At 71.9% G+C, this 20,509-nt stretch carries 19 protein-coding genes; 11 read left to right on the forward strand and 8 right to left on the reverse strand.

Annotated features, from left to right (window positions below; all coding sequences use genetic code 11):
• Window positions 1-80 precede the first annotated feature (80 nt).
• Together B9S64_RS01915 and B9S64_RS01920 are read right to left on the reverse strand one after the other, a co-directional pair.
• Window positions 81-1,616: an ATP-dependent DNA ligase gene (locus tag B9S64_RS01915; RefSeq protein WP_103488731.1), complete on the reverse strand. Its 1,536-nt coding sequence runs from the start codon at window positions 1,614-1,616 to the stop codon at window positions 81-83.
• Between the two features lie 91 nt (window positions 1,617-1,707).
• Window positions 1,708-2,499, reverse strand: coding sequence for a metal-dependent hydrolase (locus B9S64_RS01920; protein ID WP_103488730.1), 792 nt, complete (start codon window positions 2,497-2,499; stop codon window positions 1,708-1,710).
• A gap of 97 nt (window positions 2,500-2,596) precedes the next feature.
• Between B9S64_RS01920 and B9S64_RS01925 the strand changes: the two genes are divergently transcribed.
• Both B9S64_RS01925 and B9S64_RS01930 read left to right on the forward strand, forming a co-directional pair.
• Window positions 2,597-5,170, forward strand: a complete 2,574-nt coding sequence (locus B9S64_RS01925; protein WP_374936020.1) for a DEAD/DEAH box helicase — start codon at window positions 2,597-2,599, stop codon at window positions 5,168-5,170.
• A 31-nt stretch (window positions 5,171-5,201) separates the two neighbouring features.
• A complete protein-coding gene (locus B9S64_RS01930; protein WP_103488728.1) occupies window positions 5,202-6,077 on the forward strand; it encodes an acyl-CoA thioesterase II in 876 nt (291 codons plus the stop codon).
• Window positions 6,078-6,088: 11 nt separating this feature from the next.
• On the opposite strand, the gene B9S64_RS01935 is transcribed toward B9S64_RS01930, so the two are convergent.
• Complete coding sequence (locus B9S64_RS01935; protein ID WP_103488727.1) at window positions 6,089-6,319, reverse strand: DUF6011 domain-containing protein; 231 nt, start codon at window positions 6,317-6,319, stop codon at window positions 6,089-6,091.
• A 211-nt stretch (window positions 6,320-6,530) separates the two neighbouring features.
• Between B9S64_RS01935 and B9S64_RS01940 the strand changes: the two genes are divergently transcribed.
• From B9S64_RS01940 to B9S64_RS01950, 3 genes are read left to right on the forward strand one after another with little or no spacing between them, the layout of a single operon-like run.
• Complete coding sequence (locus tag B9S64_RS01940) at window positions 6,531-7,895, forward strand: chloride channel protein (RefSeq protein WP_109492206.1); 1,365 nt, start codon at window positions 6,531-6,533, stop codon at window positions 7,893-7,895.
• Complete coding sequence (locus B9S64_RS01945) at window positions 7,892-8,470, forward strand: GNAT family N-acetyltransferase (protein ID WP_103488879.1); 579 nt, start codon at window positions 7,892-7,894, stop codon at window positions 8,468-8,470. The genes B9S64_RS01940 and B9S64_RS01945 overlap by 4 nt, the downstream gene beginning before the upstream one ends.
• A complete protein-coding gene (locus tag B9S64_RS01950; protein ID WP_103488880.1) occupies window positions 8,467-8,958 on the forward strand; it encodes a glutathione peroxidase in 492 nt (163 codons plus the stop codon). The genes B9S64_RS01945 and B9S64_RS01950 overlap by 4 nt, the downstream gene beginning before the upstream one ends.
• Window positions 8,959-9,040: 82 nt before the next feature.
• On the opposite strand, the gene B9S64_RS01955 is transcribed toward B9S64_RS01950, so the two are convergent.
• Window positions 9,041-10,291: an acyl-CoA dehydrogenase family protein gene (locus tag B9S64_RS01955; RefSeq protein WP_103488881.1), complete on the reverse strand. Its 1,251-nt coding sequence runs from the start codon at window positions 10,289-10,291 to the stop codon at window positions 9,041-9,043.
• A 172-nt stretch (window positions 10,292-10,463) separates the two neighbouring features.
• Here B9S64_RS01955 and B9S64_RS01960 point away from each other — a divergent pair, with 172 nt between their 5' ends.
• The gene (locus B9S64_RS01960; protein ID WP_028442563.1) at window positions 10,464-11,114 is read left to right on the forward strand and encodes a TetR family transcriptional regulator; all 651 of its coding nucleotides are present in this window, start codon (window positions 10,464-10,466) and stop codon (window positions 11,112-11,114) included.
• Window positions 11,115-11,179: 65 nt separating this feature from the next.
• On the opposite strand, the gene def is transcribed toward B9S64_RS01960, so the two are convergent.
• Window positions 11,180-11,725: a peptide deformylase gene (def, locus tag B9S64_RS01965; protein ID WP_181387615.1), complete on the reverse strand. Its 546-nt coding sequence runs from the start codon at window positions 11,723-11,725 to the stop codon at window positions 11,180-11,182.
• 115 nt (window positions 11,726-11,840) lie between these two features.
• Between def and B9S64_RS01970 the strand changes: the two genes are divergently transcribed.
• From B9S64_RS01970 to B9S64_RS01990, 5 genes are all read left to right on the forward strand, one after another.
• Window positions 11,841-13,079 (forward strand): MurT ligase domain-containing protein, encoded by a 1,239-nt coding sequence (locus B9S64_RS01970; RefSeq protein ID WP_028442565.1) that lies wholly within the window; start codon window positions 11,841-11,843, stop codon window positions 13,077-13,079.
• Window positions 13,080-13,113: 34 nt separating this feature from the next.
• Window positions 13,114-13,842, forward strand: coding sequence for a type 1 glutamine amidotransferase (locus B9S64_RS01975; RefSeq protein WP_028442566.1), 729 nt, complete (start codon window positions 13,114-13,116; stop codon window positions 13,840-13,842).
• A gap of 198 nt (window positions 13,843-14,040) precedes the next feature.
• Window positions 14,041-15,066: a 6-phosphofructokinase gene (locus B9S64_RS01980; RefSeq protein ID WP_103489458.1), complete on the forward strand. Its 1,026-nt coding sequence runs from the start codon at window positions 14,041-14,043 to the stop codon at window positions 15,064-15,066.
• Window positions 15,067-15,198: 132 nt separating this feature from the next.
• Window positions 15,199-16,149, forward strand: coding sequence for a cytochrome c oxidase assembly protein (locus B9S64_RS01985; RefSeq protein WP_103489459.1), 951 nt, complete (start codon window positions 15,199-15,201; stop codon window positions 16,147-16,149).
• Between the two features lie 66 nt (window positions 16,150-16,215).
• Complete coding sequence (locus tag B9S64_RS01990; protein WP_037632027.1) at window positions 16,216-16,374, forward strand: hypothetical protein; 159 nt, start codon at window positions 16,216-16,218, stop codon at window positions 16,372-16,374.
• Between the two features lie 165 nt (window positions 16,375-16,539).
• Here the strand turns inward: B9S64_RS01990 and B9S64_RS01995 are convergent, their stop codons facing one another.
• The 3 genes from B9S64_RS01995 to pheS all read right to left on the reverse strand — a co-directional run bounded on the left by B9S64_RS01995 (window position 16,540) and on the right by pheS (window position 20,362).
• Window positions 16,540-16,932 carry a hypothetical protein gene (locus B9S64_RS01995; RefSeq protein WP_146060065.1) on the reverse strand — a complete coding sequence of 131 codons (393 nt, stop codon included), beginning with the start codon at window positions 16,930-16,932 and terminating at the stop codon, window positions 16,540-16,542.
• 296 nt (window positions 16,933-17,228) lie between these two features.
• Window positions 17,229-19,319: a phenylalanine--tRNA ligase beta subunit-related protein gene (locus B9S64_RS02000; protein WP_146225110.1), complete on the reverse strand. Its 2,091-nt coding sequence runs from the start codon at window positions 19,317-19,319 to the stop codon at window positions 17,229-17,231.
• Window positions 19,316-20,362, reverse strand: a complete 1,047-nt coding sequence (pheS, locus tag B9S64_RS02005) for a phenylalanine--tRNA ligase subunit alpha (RefSeq protein WP_103489450.1) — start codon at window positions 20,360-20,362, stop codon at window positions 19,316-19,318. The genes B9S64_RS02000 and pheS overlap by 4 nt, the downstream gene beginning before the upstream one ends.
• Window positions 20,363-20,509: the final 147 nt, after the last annotated feature.

Raw genomic sequence — 20,509 nt, forward strand, 5'->3', positions numbered from 1 at the left:
TGTGCGGCAGGCCCCGCCCCTCACGGGCGGGGCCTGCCGTCCTGTCCGGCACGCTCTCCGTCAAGTCCCCGAGACTGCCGTCATGTCCGGCGGGAGAGCACCGTCTCGACGGTGTCCGCCTCGGTGGGTGCCTTGTCCTCGCGGTAGCGCAGGACCCGGGCGAAGCGGAGGGTGACGCCCGCCGGGTAGCGGGTGGACCGCTGGAGCCCGTCGTAGGCGATCTCGACGACGAGTGCGGGACGTACGCTCACGACGTGGCCGTCGTCCCCGGTGGCCAGCTCCAGGAGCCGTTCGGTCTGCCACGCGAGCATCGCGTCGGTGAGGCCCTTGAAGGTCTTGCCCAGCATCGCGAACGTGCCGTCCGGGCGGCGCGCGCCCAGGTGCAGGTTGGACAGCCTGCCGGTGCGCCGTCCGTGGCCCCATTCGGCGGCCAGCACCACCAGGTCCAGGGTGTGGACGGGCTTCACCTTCAGCCAGGACGCGCCGCGGCGGCCGGCGCTGTAGGGGGCCGCGCCGCCCTTGACCACCACGCCCTCGTGGCCGAGGGCGAGGGTGGCCTCGTAGAAGTCCTCCGCGGCCCGCCGCTGCGCCGCGTCCCCGGGATCGGTCACGGTGACACGGCGCACCCGCGCCGGCTCCGGTACCAGGGCGGCCAGGGCGGTGTGGCGTTCGGTGTAGGGGAGGTCGATGAGGTCGCGCCCGTCGAGGGACAGCACGTCGAAGAAGACCGGGACGACCGGGACCGACGCGGCGGCGGTGGGGACGTCCCGCCGGGAGCCGACCCGCGCGGCGGTCACCTGGAAGGGCCGGGGCCGTCCGTCCGGCCCGAGCGCGATCACCTCGCCGTCGAGGACGTACCGCTCGCCGGGGAACGCGGCGACGGCCGAGGCCAGTTCGGGCAGCCGGTCGGTGATGTCGTCGAGCGTCCGGGTGTAGAGGCGCACCTCGGTGCCGTCCCGGTGGGCCTGGACGCGGATCCCGTCGAGTTTCTCCTCCACGGCGCACGGTCCGAGCTTGTCGACGGCTTCGGCGACCGACCGGGCGGTGTGGGCCAGCATCGGCAGGACCGGCCGGCCGACGGTGAGCCGGAAGGCGCCGAGCGCCGGGGGGCCGTCGGCGAGCAGGGCGCGGGCGACCTCCGGGAGCGACCCGGCGAGCATGACGGCGCGTCGCACCTCGGCGGGCGGTGCCCCGGTGGCCTCGGCGAGGGCGTCGGCCGCGACGGCCTCCAGGGCGCCCTGGCGCAGTTCGCCGGTGAGCAGCCCGCGCAGGAAGTGCTGTTCGTCGGCGGTGGCCGCGGCGAACAGCCGCCGCAGCCGCTCCTTGCGGGCCGCCTGCGAGCCGGGACCGGCCAGCGCGCCGATCGCGGTGAGTTCGGCGTCGGTCTCCGCGACCGTCAGGGCGGGGGCGGGCGCGGGCTCCGGCGGACCGGCGAGGGCGCTCCATCCGATGCCGAGCCGCCCTTGCGGGAGGCGGCCGGCCAGGTAGGGGATGACGGTCGGTACGTCGTCGGGCCCGGTCTCCCGGAAGAGGCCGGCCAGCAGGGCGACCTTCCGGGTCCGGGCGGAGGCCGCGGCGACCTCCAGGGACACATGGGCGAGCCGGACGAGCAGCATGGGGTCATGGTGCTACGGACACGCGTGCGGCGCCCCCGGACGGTGACGCGCGGGAGCGCCGGCACCCGGAGGCGCCGACGCCCGGAGGCGGTCAGACGATGTTGAGCGCCGCGATGCCGCCGATCGCCCCGAGGAACATGAAGACCGGCATCAGCACCTTGATCTCGACCCAGCTGCCGGCCCGGAAGCGCATGGCCTTGGGCGGCCCCAGGGGGTACCAGCGCTTACGGCCTATCGGCAGGGGCCACAGGATCGGGCAGCCGGACACGGTGAGCGCGTCACCGATGTCGTGGATGAGCGCGCCGAGCACGATCGGCAGTCCGAGCCACAGGTACTCCTGGCCGGGCTCGGAGAACAGCCAGGTGGAGCCCTGGCCCGGCTGGTCCAGCACTCCGGCCAGGATCCACGCGCTGGTCGCGCCGAGGAGCCACACCAGGACGTCGCTGGAGACGCGGGCCGCCCGCCACAGCAATCCCTCGACGGCGAGCACGAGGTGGACGAAGAGGATGCCGAGGACCGCCCACCGGCCGAAGAGGATCGCGGCGAGGGAGCAGCCGCCGCCGATGAGCACCGCCCACAGCCAGGTGTGGGTCAGGGTGCGGTGGCCGCCGGTCCTGCGCGGGTCGCCGGGCCCCCGGGTCGCCTTGTAGACGGCGAAGGAGAGTTTGTCGACGACTTCGCAGACGCCCTTGGACACGGGTCCGAAGGCCCGTGAGATGGTGGCGGACTTGTGGTCCAGGTCGGGGGCGAGCGCGGCGCCCGCGCAGATCAGCGCTCCGACGACCAGGACGGGCCAGGGCATCGCGTGGCCGGTGCCCGCGACCGCGGCACCCACCCCCAGCCAGGCTGCCGCCCCTGACAGCGAGTGTGCCGGTCCCATCATCGCTTCTGCCCGCCCCCATCGTGATCCGGCCGCGTCGGCGGCCGGGCCGCCATCGCCCGTACGCGGCGGCCTGGTTGAAGGGGGAAGCGTATCGTCCATGATCTTCGCCCGGTCCGCCGGTTCCCGGATCGGGACGTGCGGGAGGCAAGATGGGGGTGTGACCCTTATCGATCAGCTGCCCCCGACCGCCGACCCGGACGCCCTCTTCGAGGCCTTCTCGTCATGGACCGAATCGCAGGGCATCACCCTCTATCCGGCTCAGGAGGAGGCGCTGATCGAGGTGGTCTCCGGAGCGAACGTGATCCTTTCCACCCCCACCGGCTCCGGAAAGAGCCTGGTGGCGGCGGGTGCGCACTTCACCGCGCTGGCCCAGGACAAGGTCACGTTCTACACCGCGCCGATCAAGGCGCTGGTCTCGGAGAAGTTCTTCGACCTGTGCAAGCTCTTCGGCACCGAGAACGTCGGGATGCTGACCGGCGACGCGTCGGTCAACGCGGACGCTCCCGTCATCTGCTGCACCGCCGAGGTGCTGGCGTCGATCGCGCTGCGTGACGGCAAATACGCCGACATCGGGCAGGTCGTGATGGACGAGTTCCACTTCTACGCCGAGCCGGACCGCGGCTGGGCCTGGCAGATCCCGTTGCTGGAGCTGCCGCAGGCGCAGTTCGTGCTGATGTCGGCGACGCTCGGTGACGTCTCGATGTTCGAGGAGGACCTGACCCGCCGCACCGGGCGGCCGACGTCCGTGGTGCGCTCCGCGACGCGTCCGGTGCCGCTGAGCTACGAGTACCGGCTGACGCCGATCACCGAGACGCTCACCGAGCTGCTGGACACCCGGCAGTCGCCCGTCTACATCGTGCACTTCACCCAGGCGGCGGCCGTGGAGCGGGCGCAGTCGCTCATGAGCATCAACATGTGCACGAAAGAGGAGAAGGAGAAGATCGCCGATCTGATCGGCAACTTCCGCTTCACCACCAAGTTCGGCCAGAACCTCTCCCGGTACGTCCGTCACGGCATCGGGGTGCACCACGCGGGCATGCTGCCCAAGTACCGCCGCCTCGTGGAGAAGCTGGCGCAGGCGGGTCTGCTGAAGGTGATCTGCGGGACGGACACACTCGGCGTCGGCGTCAACGTCCCGATCCGTACGGTGCTGTTCACCGCCCTGACGAAGTACGACGGCACCCGGGTGCGCACGCTGCGGGCCCGTGAGTTCCACCAGATCGCCGGCCGGGCCGGCCGGGCGGGGTTCGACACGGCGGGCTTCGTCGTCGCGCAGGCGCCCGAACACGTCATCGAGAACGAGAAGGCCGTCAAGAAGGCGGGCGACGACCCGAAGAAGAAGCGCAAGGTGGTCCGCAAGAAGGCCCCTGAGGGGTTCGTCGCCTGGTCGGAGACCACCTTCGACAAGCTGATCCAGTCCGAGCCGGAGCCGCTGACCTCGCGTTTCCGGGTCACCCACACGATGCTGCTCTCGGTGATCGCGCGTCCGGGCAACGCCTTCGAGGCGATGCGGCACCTGCTGGAGGACAACCACGAGCCGCGCAGGGCGCAGCTGCGGCACATCCGGCGGGCCATCGCCATCTACCGCTCGCTGCTCGACGGCGGTGTGGTGGAGCAGTTGGACACCCCGGACGCGGAGGGCCGGATCGTGCGGCTCACCGTCGACCTCCAGCAGGACTTCGCGCTCAACCAGCCGCTGTCGACGTTCGCGCTGGCCGCGTTCGACCTGCTGGACGCCGAATCGCCCTCGTACGCCCTGGACATGGTCTCGGTCGTCGAGTCGACGCTCGACGACCCCCGGCAGATCCTCGCCGCCCAGCAGAACAAGGCGCGGGGCGAGGCCGTCGGTCAGATGAAGGCGGACGGTGTCGAGTACGAGGAGCGGATGGAGCGGCTCCAGGAGGTCACCTACCCCAAGCCGCTGAGCGAGCTGCTCTGGCACGCGTACGACGTGTACCGCACCAGCCACCCGTGGGTCGGTGACCACCCGGTGTCGCCGAAGTCGGTGATCCGGGACATGTACGAACGGGCCATGACCTTCACGGAGTTCACCTCGAACTACGAGCTGGCCCGGACCGAGGGGATCGTGCTGCGCTATCTGGCGAGCGCGTACAAGGCGCTGGAGCACACCGTCCCGGACGACCTGAAGTCCGAGGACCTGGAGGATCTGATCGCCTGGCTCGGTGAGCTGGTGCGCCAGGTGGACTCCAGTCTGCTGGACGAGTGGGAGCAGCTGGCCAACCCGGAGGTGGAGACCGCCGAGCAGGCGCGGGAGCGGGCCGACGAGGTCAAGCCGGTCACGGCGAACTCCCGCGCGTTCCGGGTGCTGGTGCGCAACGCGATGTTCCGCCGGGTGGAGCTGGCCGCCCTGGACCGGGTCCGTGACCTCGGTGAGCTGGACGGGGACGCGGGCTGGGACGAGGACGCCTGGGGCGACGCGATGGACGCCTACTGGGACGCGCACGAGGACCTGGGTACGGGACCGGACGCGCGCGGCCCGAAGCTGCTGAAGATCGACGAGGACCCGGAGCACGGTCTGTGGCGGGTGTGGCAGGCGTTCGCGGACCCGGCCGGGGACCACGACTGGGGTATCAGCGCGGAGGTCGATCTGGCGGCCTCCGACGAGGAGGGCCGGGCGGTCGTCCGGGTCACGCGGGTGGGGCAGCTGTGAGGGCGCGTCCCGGAGGGGCGGGTACGAGCGCATGACGAATCCCGCCGAGAGCCTGGTCGATCTGCTCGACCTGGAACGCATCGAGGTCAACATCTTCCGCGGCCGCAGCCCCGAGGAATCCCTGCAACGGGTCTTCGGCGGGCAGGTGGCGGGCCAGGCCCTGGTCGCGGCCGGCCGTACGACCGAGGGGGACCGCCCGGTCCACTCGCTGCACGCCTACTTCCTGCGGCCCGGACGGCCGGGTGTGCCGATCGTGTACGAGGTGGAGCGGGTGCGCGACGGCCGCTCCTTCACCACGCGCCGGGTCACCGCCGTGCAGCAGGGCCGGACGATCTTCGATCTGACGGCTTCCTTCCACCGGCCGGAGGAGGCGGGCTTCGAGCACCAGCTGCCCCCGGCCCGTGAGGTCCCCGGGCCGGAGGAGCTGCCGACGGTCGCGGACGAGGTGCGCGAGCACCTGGGCGGGCTGCCCGAGGCGCTGGAGCGGATGGCCCGGCGCCAGCCCTTCGACATCCGTTACGTGGACCGGCTGCGCTGGACGCGGGAGGAGGCCCGAGGCGCGGACGCCCGCAGCGCGGTCTGGATGCGCGCGGTGGGGCCGCTGGGCGACAATCCGCTGGTGCACACCTGCGCGCTGACGTACGCGAGCGACATGACGCTGCTGGACGCGGTCCGCCTCCCGGTGGAGCCGCTGTGGGGGCCGCGCGGCTTCGACATGGCCTCGCTGGACCACGCGATGTGGTTTCACCGGCCGTTCCGGGCCGACGAGTGGTTCCTGTACGACCAGGAGTCGCCGATCGCTACGGGCGGGCGCGGGCTGGCCCGGGGGCGGATCTACGACCGCCGGGGGCGGCTGCTGGTCTCCGTGGTGCAGGAAGGCCTGTTCCGGCGGCTGGACGGCGTGTAGTGCCGCACCGCTCAGGTGCCGGGCAGCGGGTCCTGGTCCACGTCGTGGCGCCAGGTCCGGATGCCGGGGCCCGGCGGGTGCAGTTTGGCGTCGCAGGCGGGGCCGAGTCCGGTACGGCGTGACTCCTCGCCGGTGAGCGGGCGCCCGCACAGGGCGCAGCGCACCGGGCGGCGAGGGGCGGGCCGCAGGGGGCCGGCCGTGGGTTCGGGCGTCAGTCCGGGGAGCGGCTCGGGGGATTCCACCCGTGGATCCTCTCAGGTGCCCGGCCGGTCGCCGGTGCTCCCCCAGCCGGCCCACCCGTGTCGTCGGTGTCGCCCGTGCCGCGTCGTCGGGAACGGTCGCGCTCCGACAGCGGGTACATCACGGACATGTCGCCCCATCGTGGTATCACCGTGAGGAATCCGGCGGGGCGTCTCGCTCCGGACGGGCCCCGACACCGAGGAGACCATGACCATGTCGGCCGAACCGGCCGCCGGAGACGGCACGGCGCCCCCGGACCCGCTCGCGGTGATGCGCTCCCGGAAGTACCTCGGGCTTCTGGTGATGACGGCCGCGCTCGGAGTGCCCGTCTCCGCCGCGGCGTTCGGGTTCCTGGCCCTCGTCCAGGAGCTCCAGTCGCTGACCTACAAGGACCTGCCCCGTGCGCTCGGCCTCGACGGCACTCCCCTGTGGTGGCCGCTGCCGCTGCTCGCCGTGTCCGGCCTCCTCACCGCGCTGACGATCCGTCACCTCCCGGGCACCGGCGGGCACAAGCCGGCCGAGGGCCGGGTGAGCGGGGGGCCCGCCGCGGCCCGTGACCTGCCGGGCATCGCGCTCGCCGCGCTGGCCTCGCTGGGGCTCGGCGCGGCGCTCGGGCCCGAGGCGCCGCTCATCGCGCTCGGCGGCGGGCTGGCGGTGTACGCGGCACGGCTCGTCCGGCCGGGCCTCGCGCCGAGCGCGGCTCCCGTGGTGGCCGCGGCCGGGAGCTTCGCCGCCGTCAGCGCCCTGCTGGGATCGCCGCTGCTCGGCGCGTTCCTGCTGATGGAGGCGTCCGGTGTCGCCGGGACGATGCTGAGCCTGGTGCTCGTACCGGGGCTGCTGGCCTCGGGTGTCGGCGCGCTCATCTTCACCGGGCTCGGTTCGTGGACGGGGCTCGGCACGTACTCCCTGGCGCTGCCGCACGTGCCGCACGCCACGCAGCCGACCGTCGCCGAGTTCGGCTGGGCGGTGGTGCTGGGGGTGGCGGCGGCCGCCGTGGGCACCGGCATCCGGTGGCTGTCCCTGCGCGTGCAGGGGTGGGTGGAACGGGCGGGGCGACGGCGGACGGCGGCCACCGTGGCGGCGGCCCTGGCCGTCGGGGTACTCGCGCTCGCCTACGCCTGGGGCACGGGCCGGGACGCCTCCCAGGTGCTCTACTCCGGGCAGAACGCCCTGGGGCCGCTGATCGCCCAGAGCGCCGGGTACTCGGTGCCGGTGCTGCTGGCGCTCGTCCTCTGCAAGGCCCTGGCGTACTGCGCCTCGCTGGGCGCGCTGCGGGGCGGCCCGATCTTCCCGGCGATGTTCGTGGGCGCGACGGGCGGGCTGGCGCTGTCGCATCTGCCGGGGCTGACGGTGACGGCGGGTTTCGCCATGGGCATCGGCGCCATGAGCGCGGCGATGCTCAGGCTGCCGATGACCTCGGTGCTGCTGGCCACCCTGCTGCTCGGCCGTGAGGGCGTCACCGTGATGCCGCTGGTGATCGTGGCGGTGGTGGTCTCCTACGTCCTCGTGCTCAGACCGTGGGGCCGCTCGGTCCGTGCCCCGGAGGCGGCGGGCGGCGTGAAAGGATCCGGGGCATGACCGAGATCGTTCCCGTGACCGGACCCGAACTGGTCACGTACGCCGACGAACTGGCGGCCCTGCTGGTGGAGACCGTGGAGGGCGGTTCCTCGGTGGGGTTCCTCGCGCCCCTCGGCCGCGGCGCCGCCGCGGACTGGTGGCGCGGGCGCGCCGCCCTGGTCGACGCGGGCGCCCACCAGGTGTGGATCGCCCGGGACGACGAGCGGGTGGCCGGCACGATCGGGCTGGTGCGGACGGCCCTGCCCAACGCCCGCCACCGCGCCGAGGTCGCCGAGCTGATGGTCCGTCCCTCGGCGCGCGGCCAGGGCGTCGGCCGGGCGCTCCTCGCGGCCGTCGAGCGGTCGGCGGCGGCGGAGGGGCTGAGCCTGCTGGTCCTGGACACCGAGACGGGGTCCCTCGCCGAGGAGCTGTACCGGTCGGCGGGGTGGACGGAGTGCGGTTCGATCCCGGCGTACGCCGGTGACACGTCGGGTGCGCTGAAAGCAACCACGTTCTACTACCGGGTGATCGGCCCGCTCACCGGCTTCGCGTCACAATGGACGGGAACGTCCCACGACCGAGGAGAGCACGCATGACCCTGCACGACATCCCGCTGCGCACCCTCGCCGGCGAACCCACGACGCTGGGCGCCTTCGAGGGCTCCGCGGTCCTGCTGGTGAACGTCGCGTCCCAGTGCGGTCTCACACCGCAGTACGCGGGCCTGGAGCGCCTGCAGAAGGAGTACGCCGGCCGGGGGTTCACCGTGGTCGGAGTGCCCTGCAACCAGTTCGCGGGCCAGGAGCCCGGCACCGCGGAGGAGATCGAGACGTTCTGCTCGACGACGTACGGGGTGAGCTTCCCGCTGCTGGAGAAGACCGACGTCAACGGCGAGACCCGGCACCCGTTGTACGCGGAGCTGACGAAGCTCGCGGACGCCGAGGGGGGCGCGGGTGACGTCCAGTGGAACTTCGAGAAGTTCCTGATCTCCCCGTCCGGTGAGGCCGTGGCCCGGATCCGTCCGGGTACCGAGCCGGAGGCCCCCGAGGTCGTCGGTGCGATCGAGGCACATCTGCCCCCGGCCTAAGGGGTGTCCCGTCATCTCTGGCGGGACAGCCCTTGGGGCGGCGCCGGGGGCCGGCCGCGGCCGGCCCCCGGGTCACGGTCCGTCAGCGGATCGGCACACCCGACAGGGTGCGGGCGATCACCAGGCGCTGGATCTCGCTCGTGCCCTCGAAGATGGTGTAGATCGCGGCGTCCCGGTGCATCCGCTCGACCGGGTACTCGCGGGTGAAGCCGTTGCCTCCGAGGATCTGGACGGCCTGCGCGGTGACCGACTTCGCGGTCTCGCTGGCGAAGAGCTTGGACATCGATCCCTCCGCCGAGGTGAACGGCTTGCCGGTGGTGGCCATCCAGGAGGCGCGCCACACCAGGAGCCGGGCGGCGTCGATCCGGGTCCGCATGTCGGCCAGCTGGAAGGCGATCCCCTGGTTGTCGATGATGGGCCGGCCGAACTGGCTGCGGGTCCCGGCGTAGTCGAGGGCCACCTCGTAGGCGGCGCGCGCGGTGCCGACCGCCATGGCGCCGACGGCGGGGCGGGACGCCTCGAAGGTGGCCATCGCGGCGTTCTTCACGCCCCCCGGGCCCTGCTTCCCGCTTCGCTCGCCGGCGGACCTGGCGCGCTCACGTGCCCGCGCCAGGCGCTCGTCCAGCTTCTCCTTGCCGCCGAGCAGGCAGGCGCCGGGGACGCGGACGCCCTCCAGGACGACCTCGGCGGTGTGCGAGGCGCGGATGCCGTGCTTCCTGAACTTCTGCCCCTGCGTCAGACCGGGGGTGCCCGGCGGGACGATGAAGGAGGCGTGGCCCTTGGAACCGAGCTCCGGATCGACCACGGCGACCACGACGTGGACGTTGGCGATGCCGCCGTTGGTCGCCCAGGTCTTGGTGCCGTCGAGGACCCACTCGTCCTTGGCCTCGTCGTACACCGCGCGGGTGCGCATCGAGGCGACGTCCGAGCCGGCGTCGGGCTCGGAGGAGCAGAAGGCGGCGAGCTTCACGTCGTCCGGGTCGCCGTACATCTGCGGGATCCAGGTGCCGATCTGCTCCTCGGTGCCGTTGGCGAGGACGCCGACGGCCGCCAGGCCCGTACCGACGATGGACAGGGCGATGCCCGCGTCGCCCCAGAACAGCTCCTCCATGGCCATGGGTATGCCGAGGCCCGTAGGGTCGAAGTACTGCTGGGCGTAGAAGTCGAGGGAGTAGATGCCCACCTTGGCCGCCTCCTGGATGACGGGCCAGGGCGTCTCCTCGCGCTCGTCCCACTCGGATGCGGCCGGGCGGATCACGTCCGCGGCGAAGCCGTGCAGCCAGTCACGCACCTGCTGCTGATCGTCGTTGAGTTCGAACGTGAACTCGGCCATGTACCCTCCATGCGCTTCCGGACCAACCACGTGTTACCCCCGGTAACAACAGTCTGTTACCAGCAAGTAGACCCTGTCAACCGGTCAGCTCGGCATCCGCGCCCCCCGGCACGGGGTGTTACGTTTCCCGGGCGTCAGGAGACAGCGGCACAGGCGGGCGGGGAGAGTCGACATGGAGACCACACGAGGGGCCGAGCGCCAGCGGACCGCCGCCGAGCGCCGCCGCCGGGAACTGCTCGAAGCCGCGGACCGGGTGGTGCTCAGGGACGGCCCCCAGGCCTCGATGAACGCCATCGCGGCCGAGGCGGGGATCACCAAGCCGATCCTCTACCGCCATTTCGGCGACAAGGGAGGCCTGTACCGGGCGCTCGCCCAGCGCCACACCGACGCCCTGCTGAACGCGCTGCGGGCCGCGCTCGACGCCCCCGCCCGGCGGCGCGAACGCGTCGAGGCGACCCTCGACACCTATCTCGCGGCGATCGAGGCCCGTCCGCAGGTCTACCGCTTCCTGATGCATCCGTCCGACGACGCGGCGCCCTCGCCCGAGCAGGGTTTCGATGTCGGCCGGCACTCCGCGCCCCTGCTGCGCAGGCTCGGCGAGGAACTCGGCACGGTGATCGCCGAGCGCGTCGACCTCGGCCCGGACAGCGAGCAGACGGCCCGCATCTGGGGCCATGGAATCGTCGGCATGATGCACGCGGCGGGTGACTGGTGGCTGGGCGAACGCCCCTTCTCCCGCGAGCAGTTGGTGCGCAGCCTGGCGGACCTGCTCTGGGGCAGGCTGGCCGCGGCGGGCGACCTGCCGGGCGGGCCGGGCTTCTGAGGCCCACCGTGGTCCGCCGGGCCCGCGGCGTACCTGTCCGCCCGCCCCGGGGCCGCCGCCGGGGCTCAGTCCGTGCGCGCCCAGGGCGCGCGCCGGGCGGCCCGCAGCACCTTGCGCCGGCGCAGACCGGTCAGCCGGTCCGGATAGACCGTGCCGTCGAGGTGGTCGCACTCGTGCTGGAGGCAGCGGGCGAACCAGCCGGTGCCGGTGACCCGCACCGGATCCCCCGTCACCGTGCGCCCCTCGACCACCGTACGGTCGAACCTCGGGGTACCCGCCTCGATGCCGGGGAGCGACAGGCACCCCTCCGGACCGCGTACGGTGATCCCGTCCGCCTCCACCCGTACCGGATTGACGAGATGGCCCAGATGCCTGACCTCGTCGTCGTCCGGGCAGTCGTACACGAACACCCTGAGCGGGACGCCGATCTGGTTCGCGGCGAGCCCGACCCCGTGCGCCGCGTACATGGTGGCGAACATGTCCTCGACCAGCCGGGCGAGCGACGGCCCGAAGTCGGTGACCTCCTCGCAGGGGCTGTGCAGCACCGGGTCGCCGAGCAGACTCATGGGGCGAACGAGTCCGGAACTGCCGGGGATCGGGCGTTTTCGCATGGGGAGAAGCGTACGTTCCACGTGACCTCCACGTATCCCGTGGTGCCGTGGTGCGGTCGGCGGGCCGGACATCGATAGGCTGGGGCGCGGACTGACGCAAGGAGGATCTAGGACGATGGCAGGCAACACGGAGCCGTTGTCGCCGCGGGCCAAGCTCGCCGTGACGGCGGGCAAGGCCGCGGCGGCGGTGTCGCGCGCCGCGGGGCGCGGCAGCGGATCGGTGATCGGCGGCCGGGTGGCGCTCAAGCTCGACCCCGACCTGCTCGGGCGGCTGGCGCAGCACCTGGACGTGATCCTCGTGTCCGCGACGAACGGCAAGACGACCACCACCCGGCTGATCGCGGAGGCCCTGCGGGCCGCCGGACCCGTCGTGTCGAACGCGCTGGGCGCCAACATGCCCGCGGGGATCACCTCCGCCCTGGCCGGCGGTTCGGACGCGCAGTACGGCGTGATCGAGGTCGACGAGAAGTACCTCGCCGGGGTCGCGCGCGACACCACCCCGAAGGTGATCGCGCTGCTCAACCTCTCCCGCGACCAGCTGGACCGGGCCGCGGAGACCCGGATGCTGGCCGAGAAGTGGCGTGAGGGGCTGTCCGGTTCGAAGGCCGTGATCGTGGCCAACGCGGACGACCCGCTGATCGTCTGGGCCGCGTCCTCCTCGCCCAACGTGGTGTGGGTGGCGGCGGGGCAGGCGTGGAAGGACGACGCCTGGTCCTGCCCGTCCTGCGGCGGTGTGATGCAGCGCCCCGGCGACGACTGGTTCTGCGGCGAGTGCGGCTTCCGCCGTCCCGCCCCGAGCTGGGCGCTGAACGGCGACTACGTGCTGGACCCGCACGGTTCCGCGTGGCCGATCCACCTCCAGCTGCCGGGCCGGGCCAACAAGGCCAACGCCACCAGCTCGGCCGCCGTGGCCGCGGTGTTCGGCGTGCCTCCGCAGGTCGCCCTGGAGCGTATGTACCAGGTGCAGGCGGTGGCGGGCCGCTACGACGTGATCACGTTCATGGGCCGCGAGCTGCGGCTGCTGCTGGCGAAGAACCCGGCCGGCTGGCTGGAGACGTTCTCCCTGATCGATCCGCCGCCCACTCCGGTGATCCTCTCGGTGAACGCCCGTGGCGCCGACGGCACGGACACCTCGTGGCTGTGGGACGTCGACTACACCCAGCTGTACGGCCACCCGATCTTCGTACTGGGCGACCGCAAGCTGGACCTGGCGGTGCGCCTGGAGGTCGCGGGTCTGGACTTCCGTGTCTGCGAGTCGCTGGACGAGGCCGTCCAGATGTCTCCGCCCGGCCGCATCGAGGTCATCGCCAACTACACCGCCTTCCAGGATCTGCGCCGTCGTGTCGGCAACTGACCCCCGCGCGGGCGACCCCCGGAGAGGACGAAGCATGAGCAACAACGGTCTGCGGCTGGTGTGGGTCTACCCCGACCTCCTCAGCACCTACGGCGACCAGGGCAACGCCCTCGTGGTGGAGCGCCGGGCCCGGCAGCGCGGCCTCGACGTGTCACGCGTCGACGTGCGCAGCGACCAGCCCATCCCGACCTCGGGCGACATCTACCTGATCGGGGGCGGTGAGGACCGGCCGCAGCGGCTCGCCGCGGAGCGGCTGCGCCGTGACGGCGGGCTGAGCCGGGCCGCGTCCAACGGGGCGATCATCTTCTCGGTCTGCGCCGGCTACCAGATCCTCGGGCACGAGTTCATCAACGACCTCGGCGAGCGCGAGCCCGGCCTGGGTCTGCTCGACGTGGTCTCCACCCGGGGCGAGGGCGAACGGTGCGTCGGTGACGTGCTCGGTGACATGGACCCGTCGCTGGGGCTGCCGCCGCTGACCGGGTTCGAGAACCACCAGGGCGTCACCCATCTCGGCCCGACGGCGCGGCCGTTCGCGCGGACCCGGATCGGCCGGGGCAACGGCACCGGGGACGGCACCGAGGGCGCGTACAACGACACGGTGTTCGGCACCTACATGCACGGTCCCGTGCTGGCGCGCAATCCGCTGATCGCCGACCACCTGCTGAAGCTGGCCCTCGACGTGAACGCGCTGCCGCCGTGCGACGACCGCTGGTACGAGGCGCTGCGCGCCGAGCGTATCGCCGCGGCGACGCAGCCCGCCTGACGTCCGCGCCCGTCCGTCCTCAGGCCGCGGCACGCGTTCCTTCCGGGGTGCCCCGGGAGGGGCGCGTGCGCGGCGTGAGGGGCGTCCAGCAGGCGGACAGCGGGTTCGGCCGGGACACCCGGCGCCGGTAGGGTGGCGGGGATCCAACCGGACGACGTGGTCCGGTCGTCGGCCCACGTTGCAAAGGTTTCCCGGGCAATGCGAATTGGTGTGCTCACCTCCGGCGGCGACTGCCCCGGCCTCAACGCCGTCATCCGTTCCGTCGTGCACCGCGCGGTGGTCGACCACGGCGACGAGGTCATCGGCTTCCATGACGGCTGGAAGGGCCTGCTGGAGTGCGACTACCGCAAGCTGGACCTCGACGCGGTCGGCGGGATCCTCGCCCGGGGCGGTACGATCCTCGGCTCCTCCCGGGTCCAGCCGGCGCATCTGCGTGACGGGGTCGAGCAGGCCAAGGGCCATGTCGCCGACCTGGGGCTGGACGCGATCATCCCGATCGGCGGCGAGGGCACGCTGAAGGCCGCCCATCTGCTGTCCGAGGCGGGGCTGCCCATCGTCGGCGTGCCCAAGACCATCGACAACGACATCGCCTCGACCGATGTGACCTTCGGGTTCGACACGGCCGTGGGTGTGGCGACGGAGGCCCTCGACCGGCTGAAGACGACGGCCGAGTCGCACCAGCGGGTGCTGATCGTCGAGGTCATGGGGCGGCACACCGGCTGGATCGCCCTGCACTCCGGCATGGCCGCGGGCGCGCACGCGATCGTGGTGCCCGAGCGGCCCTTCGACATCGACGAGCTGACCACGCTCGTCGGCAAGCGCTTCTCGGACGGCAAGAAGTTCGCGATCGTCGTCGTCGCCGAGGGTGCCAAGCCGCGCGCCGGATCGATGGAGTTCGCCCAGGGCACCAAGGACATCTACGGTCACGAGCGCTTCGCCGGGGTGGCGACCCAGCTCTCCGGTGAGCTGGAGCAGCGCCTGGGCAAGGAGGCCCGGCCGGTGATCCTCGGCCACGTCCAGCGCGGCGGGACCCCCACCGCGTACGACAGGGTGCTGGCCACCCGGTTCGGCTGGCACGCGGTGGAGGCGGCGCACCGCGGCGAGTTCGGCATGATGACGGCACTGCGCGGCACAGACATCACGATGGTGCCGCTGGCGGCGGCGGTGGAGACGCTGAAGACCGTCCCGGCCGAGCGCTACGCAGAGGCCCAGTGCGTGCTCTGACCGGCGGGCCGCCTGCCCTGACCGACACGGCGCCCCACGAACCGCCCCCGGCCGCATCCGCGGCCGGGGGCGGTTCTAGTCTGGTCCGGACAACCGGCACGAATCGGGGATGTCCCCGGCGGGAGTGAACAGATGGATCACAGCGGGCACGGCATGGACATGGACCTGCCGCCGTTCACGCTGGGACGCGGCCTCGCCTTCTCCGCGGACCCGTTCTTCCTCATCGGCTGCGTGGCCGCGCTCGTCCTGTACGGGTACGCGGTGGCGCGGCTGCGCAGACGGGGCGACGCGTGGCCGGTACACCGGACGGTGCTCTTCGTCCTCGGCGTGCTGACCATCGCCCTGGTGATGTGCACCGCGCTCAACGACTACGGCATGGTCATGTTCAGCGTGCACATGGTGCAGCACATGGTGATCAGCATGCTGTCGCCGATCCTGCTGCTGCTGGGCGCGCCGGTGACGCTGGCGCTGCGCGCGCTGCCGGTCGGCGGCCGGGGCCGTACGGGGCCGCGTGAGCTGCTGCTGAAGCTGCTGCACAGCCACTACATGCGGATCATCACGCACCCGGTGTTCACGATCCCGCTCTTCATCGCGAGCCTGTACGGGCTCTACTTCACCCCGCTGTTCGACTGGCTGATGGGGTCGACGGCCGGGCACCTGGCGATGATGGTGCACTTCCTCGCGGTCGGCCTGGTCTTCTTCTGGCCGATCATGGGCGTGGACCCCGGTCCGCACCGGCCCGGCTACGTGATGCGGATGCTGGAGCTCTTCGCGGGCATGCCCTTCCACGCGTTCTTCGGCATCGCCCTGATGATGGGGAGCGCGCCGATGGTGGGGACGTACATGAATCCTCCGTCCTCGCTGGGCATCGACGCGCTGAGCGACCAGTCGGCCGCGGGCGGTATCGCCTGGGCCTTCAGTGAGATCCCGTCCGTGCTGGTGCTGATCGCGCTGGTCTTCCAGTGGTACCGCTCCGAGCAGCGCACGGCACGGCGCTCCGACCGTGCGGCGGACCGGGACGGCGACAAGGAGCTGAACGCCTACAACGCGTATCTCGCCTCATTGCAAGCCCGCGGACAGTAGCGGTCCGGGCTCCCGTGGGGTGACCATGGCTGCAACGGCCGTGCGGCCGGTGAGGAGCGTGTGCTCATGCCTGGATCCACGAAGACCATGGGAGTGCTCACCGTGGGCGCGCTGGTCGCGGTGACCGCGTACACGGTGGCGTTGGGGAGCAACGGCTGGCTCTGGTTCGGCTGGGTGGTGCTGGGGATGGCCACCCTGGGGATGCTGGCGACCCGCAACACCTGAGGCGCGGCGGCCGGGTGCGCGCGGCCGCGGAGCGGCGCCCGGCCCTGTCGCCCGGCAGGGCCGGCCCGGCGGTCGCTCCCGACCGCCGGTCGTCATTCACCGTCACGCGTGGTCATTCACGAATGAGCGTGGCCATTCATGAACGCGGGTCGGCCGGGACTTCCCTCAAGGTGTGCATTGATGAGGCGGGACGGACTGTGTCCTGACGGCCTTGCTGCACGAGCACTGCAGGCCTTTCAGAACAACAACCGCTTTCCCGGTGACACCCGACGCAATTTTTGGATGTACGTCCGTCATCCGCTGCAAGATCTCCGGCACGTCCCGGATGTGGTCGTCCGCGAGGGAGTGGGAGACCCAGCCGAGCTGAGCGGCGGCGACCCCGGCGGCGAAGCGGTTCTGAACGGCCAGGACGTCCATGATGCGCGCGACACGGCGGCGCACCGTCCGTACACTGACGCCGAGGCGGCGCGCTATGGGGTCGTCGCTCGGACAGGCCACGAGTAAGGCGAGTAGTTCAAGATCATCCTTTGATATGGACTCCGCCTGTGATTCAGTCATTTGAATCCCCCCCATTACACGGCAGGTCATGTCGCCTCACGGATGTCAAAAGTCCGTGGATTCAGGCGGCTCGCGCATAAGGCTAGCGGCTGGATTTGCAGACCTCAAGGAATCCATTCCTGTAAGTTATTTCATCCCACCAGTGCGTTACCGGTGATTTCCCTGGTCTCGGGGACAGCGCACGCGTTCGCCCGGTCCGCTCGGCGGCGACGGTGTGGCCGGAGCCGCTCACCGTGGTCCGGATCCTCGTGGCCGGGCCGGGGTGCGGCGGGGCCGGGCCGCCGCACCCCGGGTGCTCATCGCTGGTAGACGCCCCGCTCCCGGAAACGGTCGACGACGTGCGCGGTGATCGCGCCCATGGCCGCGTTGACCTGCTCGGCCGTCACCGTGTTGTCGTTCTCGAAGGCCAGCTCGAAGGTGTGGGCCCGCACGTCCCCGCTCTCGTAGAGATCGGTGACGTGCACCCAGGCCAGCGGCAGCGGGGACACCGCCTCCATCCGCTCCCGCACCTCCCCCGCGGTCAGGCCGGCCGGCAGGTGCAGGGCGAGGTCGCGCCGCAGCAGCGGGTGCTCCGGCATGTCGTCGACCGGTGCCGTCTCGGCCGGCCGGTCCTCCGCCACCAGGGCCGTCCAGTCCAGCTCGAAGTACAGGACGCGTTCGGTCCGCAGCTTCCAGTTGGCGGTCACGGCCGGATGGACCTCGCCGCACAGGCCGATCTCCCGGCCGTCCACGACGAGGTGGGCGGAGCGGTTGGGGTGCAGCAGCTCCGCCACCGGCGAGGGCCGCTCGGCCGCACGTCTCAGCTCCACCCGCGCGCCGCAGGCGTGGGCCATCTCCTCCAGGACCCCCTTGAGGTACCAGAAGTCGAAGGACGTGCCGCCGTGCTGCCAGGCCCCGTAGGTCTCCTCGCCCCACAGCATGCCCCACAGGACGGGCAGTTCACGGTGGCCGTCGTCACTGACCGCCTCGAACAGGTGGGTGAACTCGAAGTACTTGCCGCAGGTCAGCGAGTGCCGCTGGTTGTAGTCGGCGACATCGAGCGCCTGGAGGAGGGCGTTGTTCTTCAGGAGGGAGAAGTTGCGGTCGATGGCGTTGCGCAGCTCGACGTGGCGGTGGAGCGGTGAGCCGGCGGACAGGCCCAGCCGCTCGTGGGCGGAACGGCTGTAGAAGCCGTCCGTCATCACCTCGAAGAAGCCGTACCCGACCAGCACCTGCTCCAGCGCGGACTGCGCCCGCCGGCGCGCGGTGGGGGCGGCGCCCCCACCGGTCTCCGGGAGGACGGCGGGGAAGCTGTCGAAGCCCCAGACCCGGCCGACCTCCTCGTAGAGGCACTCCAGGTCGAAGACGTCCCACAGCCGGTGCCCGGGGACACCGACCCGCAGCCGCCCGCCGTCGCGCGCCGCGTCCCCGCCGACCCGGAAACCGAGGCAGCTCAGGCGCCGTTCGACCGCGGCCGGGTCGAACGAGGTGGCGTAGTACGTGTCGAGGCGGTCGAGGTCGAGGGTGATCTCCCGGGGCTCCAGCCGGCTGTCCGTCGGGCACTTGGACTCGGACCAGGTCCACCCGTCGCCGGGGGCGAGCGCGCCCCACGCGCCGAGGAGGGCGACGGCGCGCGCGGCGCCCGCCCGCACCAGGCCGGGGTCGGCGCCGCGCTCGAACCGGGTGGCGGCGGCCGTCTGGCGGCGCAGGGCCCGCGCGGCCCGGCGTACGGCGACCGGGTCGAACAGCCCGGACTCCACCAGGAGGCGGCGGGTGGTGGCGGTGACCGCGGTGCGGCGGGTGCCCATCACCCCGGCGACGGCCACGACGCCCTCGTCGTCGGCGACGACGGTCAGTCCGGCCGGGAGCGGGACCGGCTCGTCGCTGTCGAGGAGGTCCGCCGGCTCGCCCTCGTCGGACAGCCGTACGCGCAGCGGGCCGCTGACCCGGTCGGCGTCGTAGACGTGGAGCGGCTGGCCGATCTCGCGGCCGACGACGTTCGCCGCGTCCACGGCGAGCAGACCGGTGTGCTCGTCGTTGAGCGCCAGCGCGTCCCGCCACTCCTCGGGCAGCCGCCCGGGGTCGGCGTCGGCCAGGGTGCAGCGGCCGATCCCGAACGCCAGGCAGGTGGCGGTCTCCACGGCGGGGGCGGCGGAGGGTTCGGGGGCCGGTTCGGACGAGGGCGGCGCGGGGGTGGGCCGCTCCAGGCGGCCGCCCAGTTCGCGGGCGATGCCCACGTAGCAGTGGTGGTCGCCCCGGTTGGCGAGGAGTTCGAGGGTCGCGACGTCGCCGTCCGGCGAGGGCTGGAGGCGCTTGACCTCGATGCCGAGGTCCTCCAGCAGGGCGCACGCGTCCTCGGAGGAGTCAGGCATCTCCGGGCGGTAGCGGCGCAGGAGGGACAGGTTCACACGCACAGGGCCGGCCTCCCGTCCAGAGCGCGCAGCAGACGGAGGTCGCCGCGGTAGACGGGGCGCAGCTTCGCGAGCCCGTACATCTGGGTCGTCATACGGGAGAGACCCCATCCGAAGGCGAATCCGGAAACCGTGTCCGGGTCGTATCCGAATTCCTTGAGAACATTCCGGTGGATCATTCCCGCACCCATGATGGTGACCCATCCCGATTCATGGCAGGCGGCACATCCGGAGCCGTGGCACAGCCCGCACTCGACGTCGATCCCGACGGACGGTTCGGTATAGGGATACGACTTGGGCTTGAATCGAACGCGGCGGTCGCCGTAAAGCTCGCGGGCCAGGTGGACGGCGACGCCTTTCAGATGGGCGAAGGTCAGCCCCTGGTCCACCCAGAATCCGTCGAGTTGGTGGAACATCGCCAGGTGGGTGGCGTCGACGGCCTCGTTGCGGTACACCCGCCCGGCCACGACGACCTTGACCGGCCTGCCCTCGGCCTGGGCCAGCAGACGGGCCTGGACGCTGGTCGTGTGGGTGCGCAGCAGGCGCTGCTCGTCCACCCAGAAGGTGTCCTGCATGTCGCGCGCGGGATGGTCGCGCGGGATGTTGAGGGCGTCGAAGTTGTAGTAGCTGGTCTCCACTTCGGGCCCCTCGGCCTGCTCGAAGCCGAGCCGTCCCATGATCTCGACGCAGCGCAGCTCCACGACGCGGACCGGGTGCGGCGCTCCGCGCCGGGGCGCGGTGGCGGGCAGCGAGGGGTCGATCCAGTCCTCGGCGATCCGCCGGGCGGTCGCCTCGTCCTCGATGCGGTCGGCGGCCCGTGCTAAGACCTCGGTGATCTCCTCGGCGACACGGTTGACGCCCTTGGCGAACTCGACGCGCTCCGGGCCCTGGTGTTCCTTGATCGCCGCCCTGGCCCGGCGGATCAGTCCCTTTCCCCCGAGCCACCTCACCCGGTATTCCTCAAGCTTCCCGGCGTCGGAAAGTGCGGAGATCTCCGATACCGCGCTTCTCGACATTCTCTCCAGCTCGGAGACTTTCATGGACTTTCACTCACTCCTCGCGATGACCGACGCGACGCCGAAATGGATCATGGGCGGGACAACAGTACACCGGAGGTGGGTAGTTGCGTCTGTTGTGTCCCAATAGCGGAATCCCGGCACCGGGGTCCGCGCGGACCCCGGTGCCGG

Source organism: Streptomyces sp. SM18 (genome assembly GCF_002910775.2).
Taxonomy (GTDB): domain Bacteria; phylum Actinomycetota; class Actinomycetes; order Streptomycetales; family Streptomycetaceae; genus Streptomyces; species Streptomyces halstedii.

Excerpts from the sequence above, each read along its gene's own strand:
- B9S64_RS01960 (WP_028442563.1), top strand. The coding sequence starts at position 10,464 with ATGGAGACCACACGAGGGGCCGAGCGCCAGCGGACCGCCGCCGAGCGC.
- B9S64_RS01925 (WP_374936020.1), top strand. The coding sequence starts at position 2,597 with ATGATCTTCGCCCGGTCCGCCGGTTCCCGGATCGGGACGTGCGGGAGG.
- B9S64_RS01975 (WP_028442566.1), top strand. The coding sequence starts at position 13,114 with ATGAGCAACAACGGTCTGCGGCTGGTGTGGGTCTACCCCGACCTCCTC.
- B9S64_RS01920 (WP_103488730.1), bottom strand. The coding sequence starts at position 2,499 with ATGATGGGACCGGCACACTCGCTGTCAGGGGCGGCAGCCTGGCTGGGG.
- B9S64_RS01985 (WP_103489459.1), top strand. The coding sequence starts at position 15,199 with ATGGATCACAGCGGGCACGGCATGGACATGGACCTGCCGCCGTTCACG.
- B9S64_RS01980 (WP_103489458.1), top strand. The coding sequence starts at position 14,041 with ATGCGAATTGGTGTGCTCACCTCCGGCGGCGACTGCCCCGGCCTCAAC.
- pheS (WP_103489450.1), bottom strand. The coding sequence starts at position 20,362 with ATGAAAGTCTCCGAGCTGGAGAGAATGTCGAGAAGCGCGGTATCGGAG.
- B9S64_RS01915 (WP_103488731.1), bottom strand. The coding sequence starts at position 1,616 with ATGCTGCTCGTCCGGCTCGCCCATGTGTCCCTGGAGGTCGCCGCGGCC.
- def (WP_181387615.1), bottom strand. The coding sequence starts at position 11,725 with ATGCGAAAACGCCCGATCCCCGGCAGTTCCGGACTCGTTCGCCCCATG.
- B9S64_RS01955 (WP_103488881.1), bottom strand. The coding sequence starts at position 10,291 with ATGGCCGAGTTCACGTTCGAACTCAACGACGATCAGCAGCAGGTGCGT.
- B9S64_RS01970 (WP_028442565.1), top strand. The coding sequence starts at position 11,841 with ATGGCAGGCAACACGGAGCCGTTGTCGCCGCGGGCCAAGCTCGCCGTG.
- B9S64_RS01930 (WP_103488728.1), top strand. The coding sequence starts at position 5,202 with ATGACGAATCCCGCCGAGAGCCTGGTCGATCTGCTCGACCTGGAACGC.
- B9S64_RS01950 (WP_103488880.1), top strand. The coding sequence starts at position 8,467 with ATGACCCTGCACGACATCCCGCTGCGCACCCTCGCCGGCGAACCCACG.
- B9S64_RS01995 (WP_146060065.1), bottom strand. The coding sequence starts at position 16,932 with ATGACTGAATCACAGGCGGAGTCCATATCAAAGGATGATCTTGAACTA.
- B9S64_RS01990 (WP_037632027.1), top strand. The coding sequence starts at position 16,216 with ATGCCTGGATCCACGAAGACCATGGGAGTGCTCACCGTGGGCGCGCTG.
- B9S64_RS01945 (WP_103488879.1), top strand. The coding sequence starts at position 7,892 with ATGACCGAGATCGTTCCCGTGACCGGACCCGAACTGGTCACGTACGCC.
- B9S64_RS01940 (WP_109492206.1), top strand. The coding sequence starts at position 6,531 with ATGTCGGCCGAACCGGCCGCCGGAGACGGCACGGCGCCCCCGGACCCG.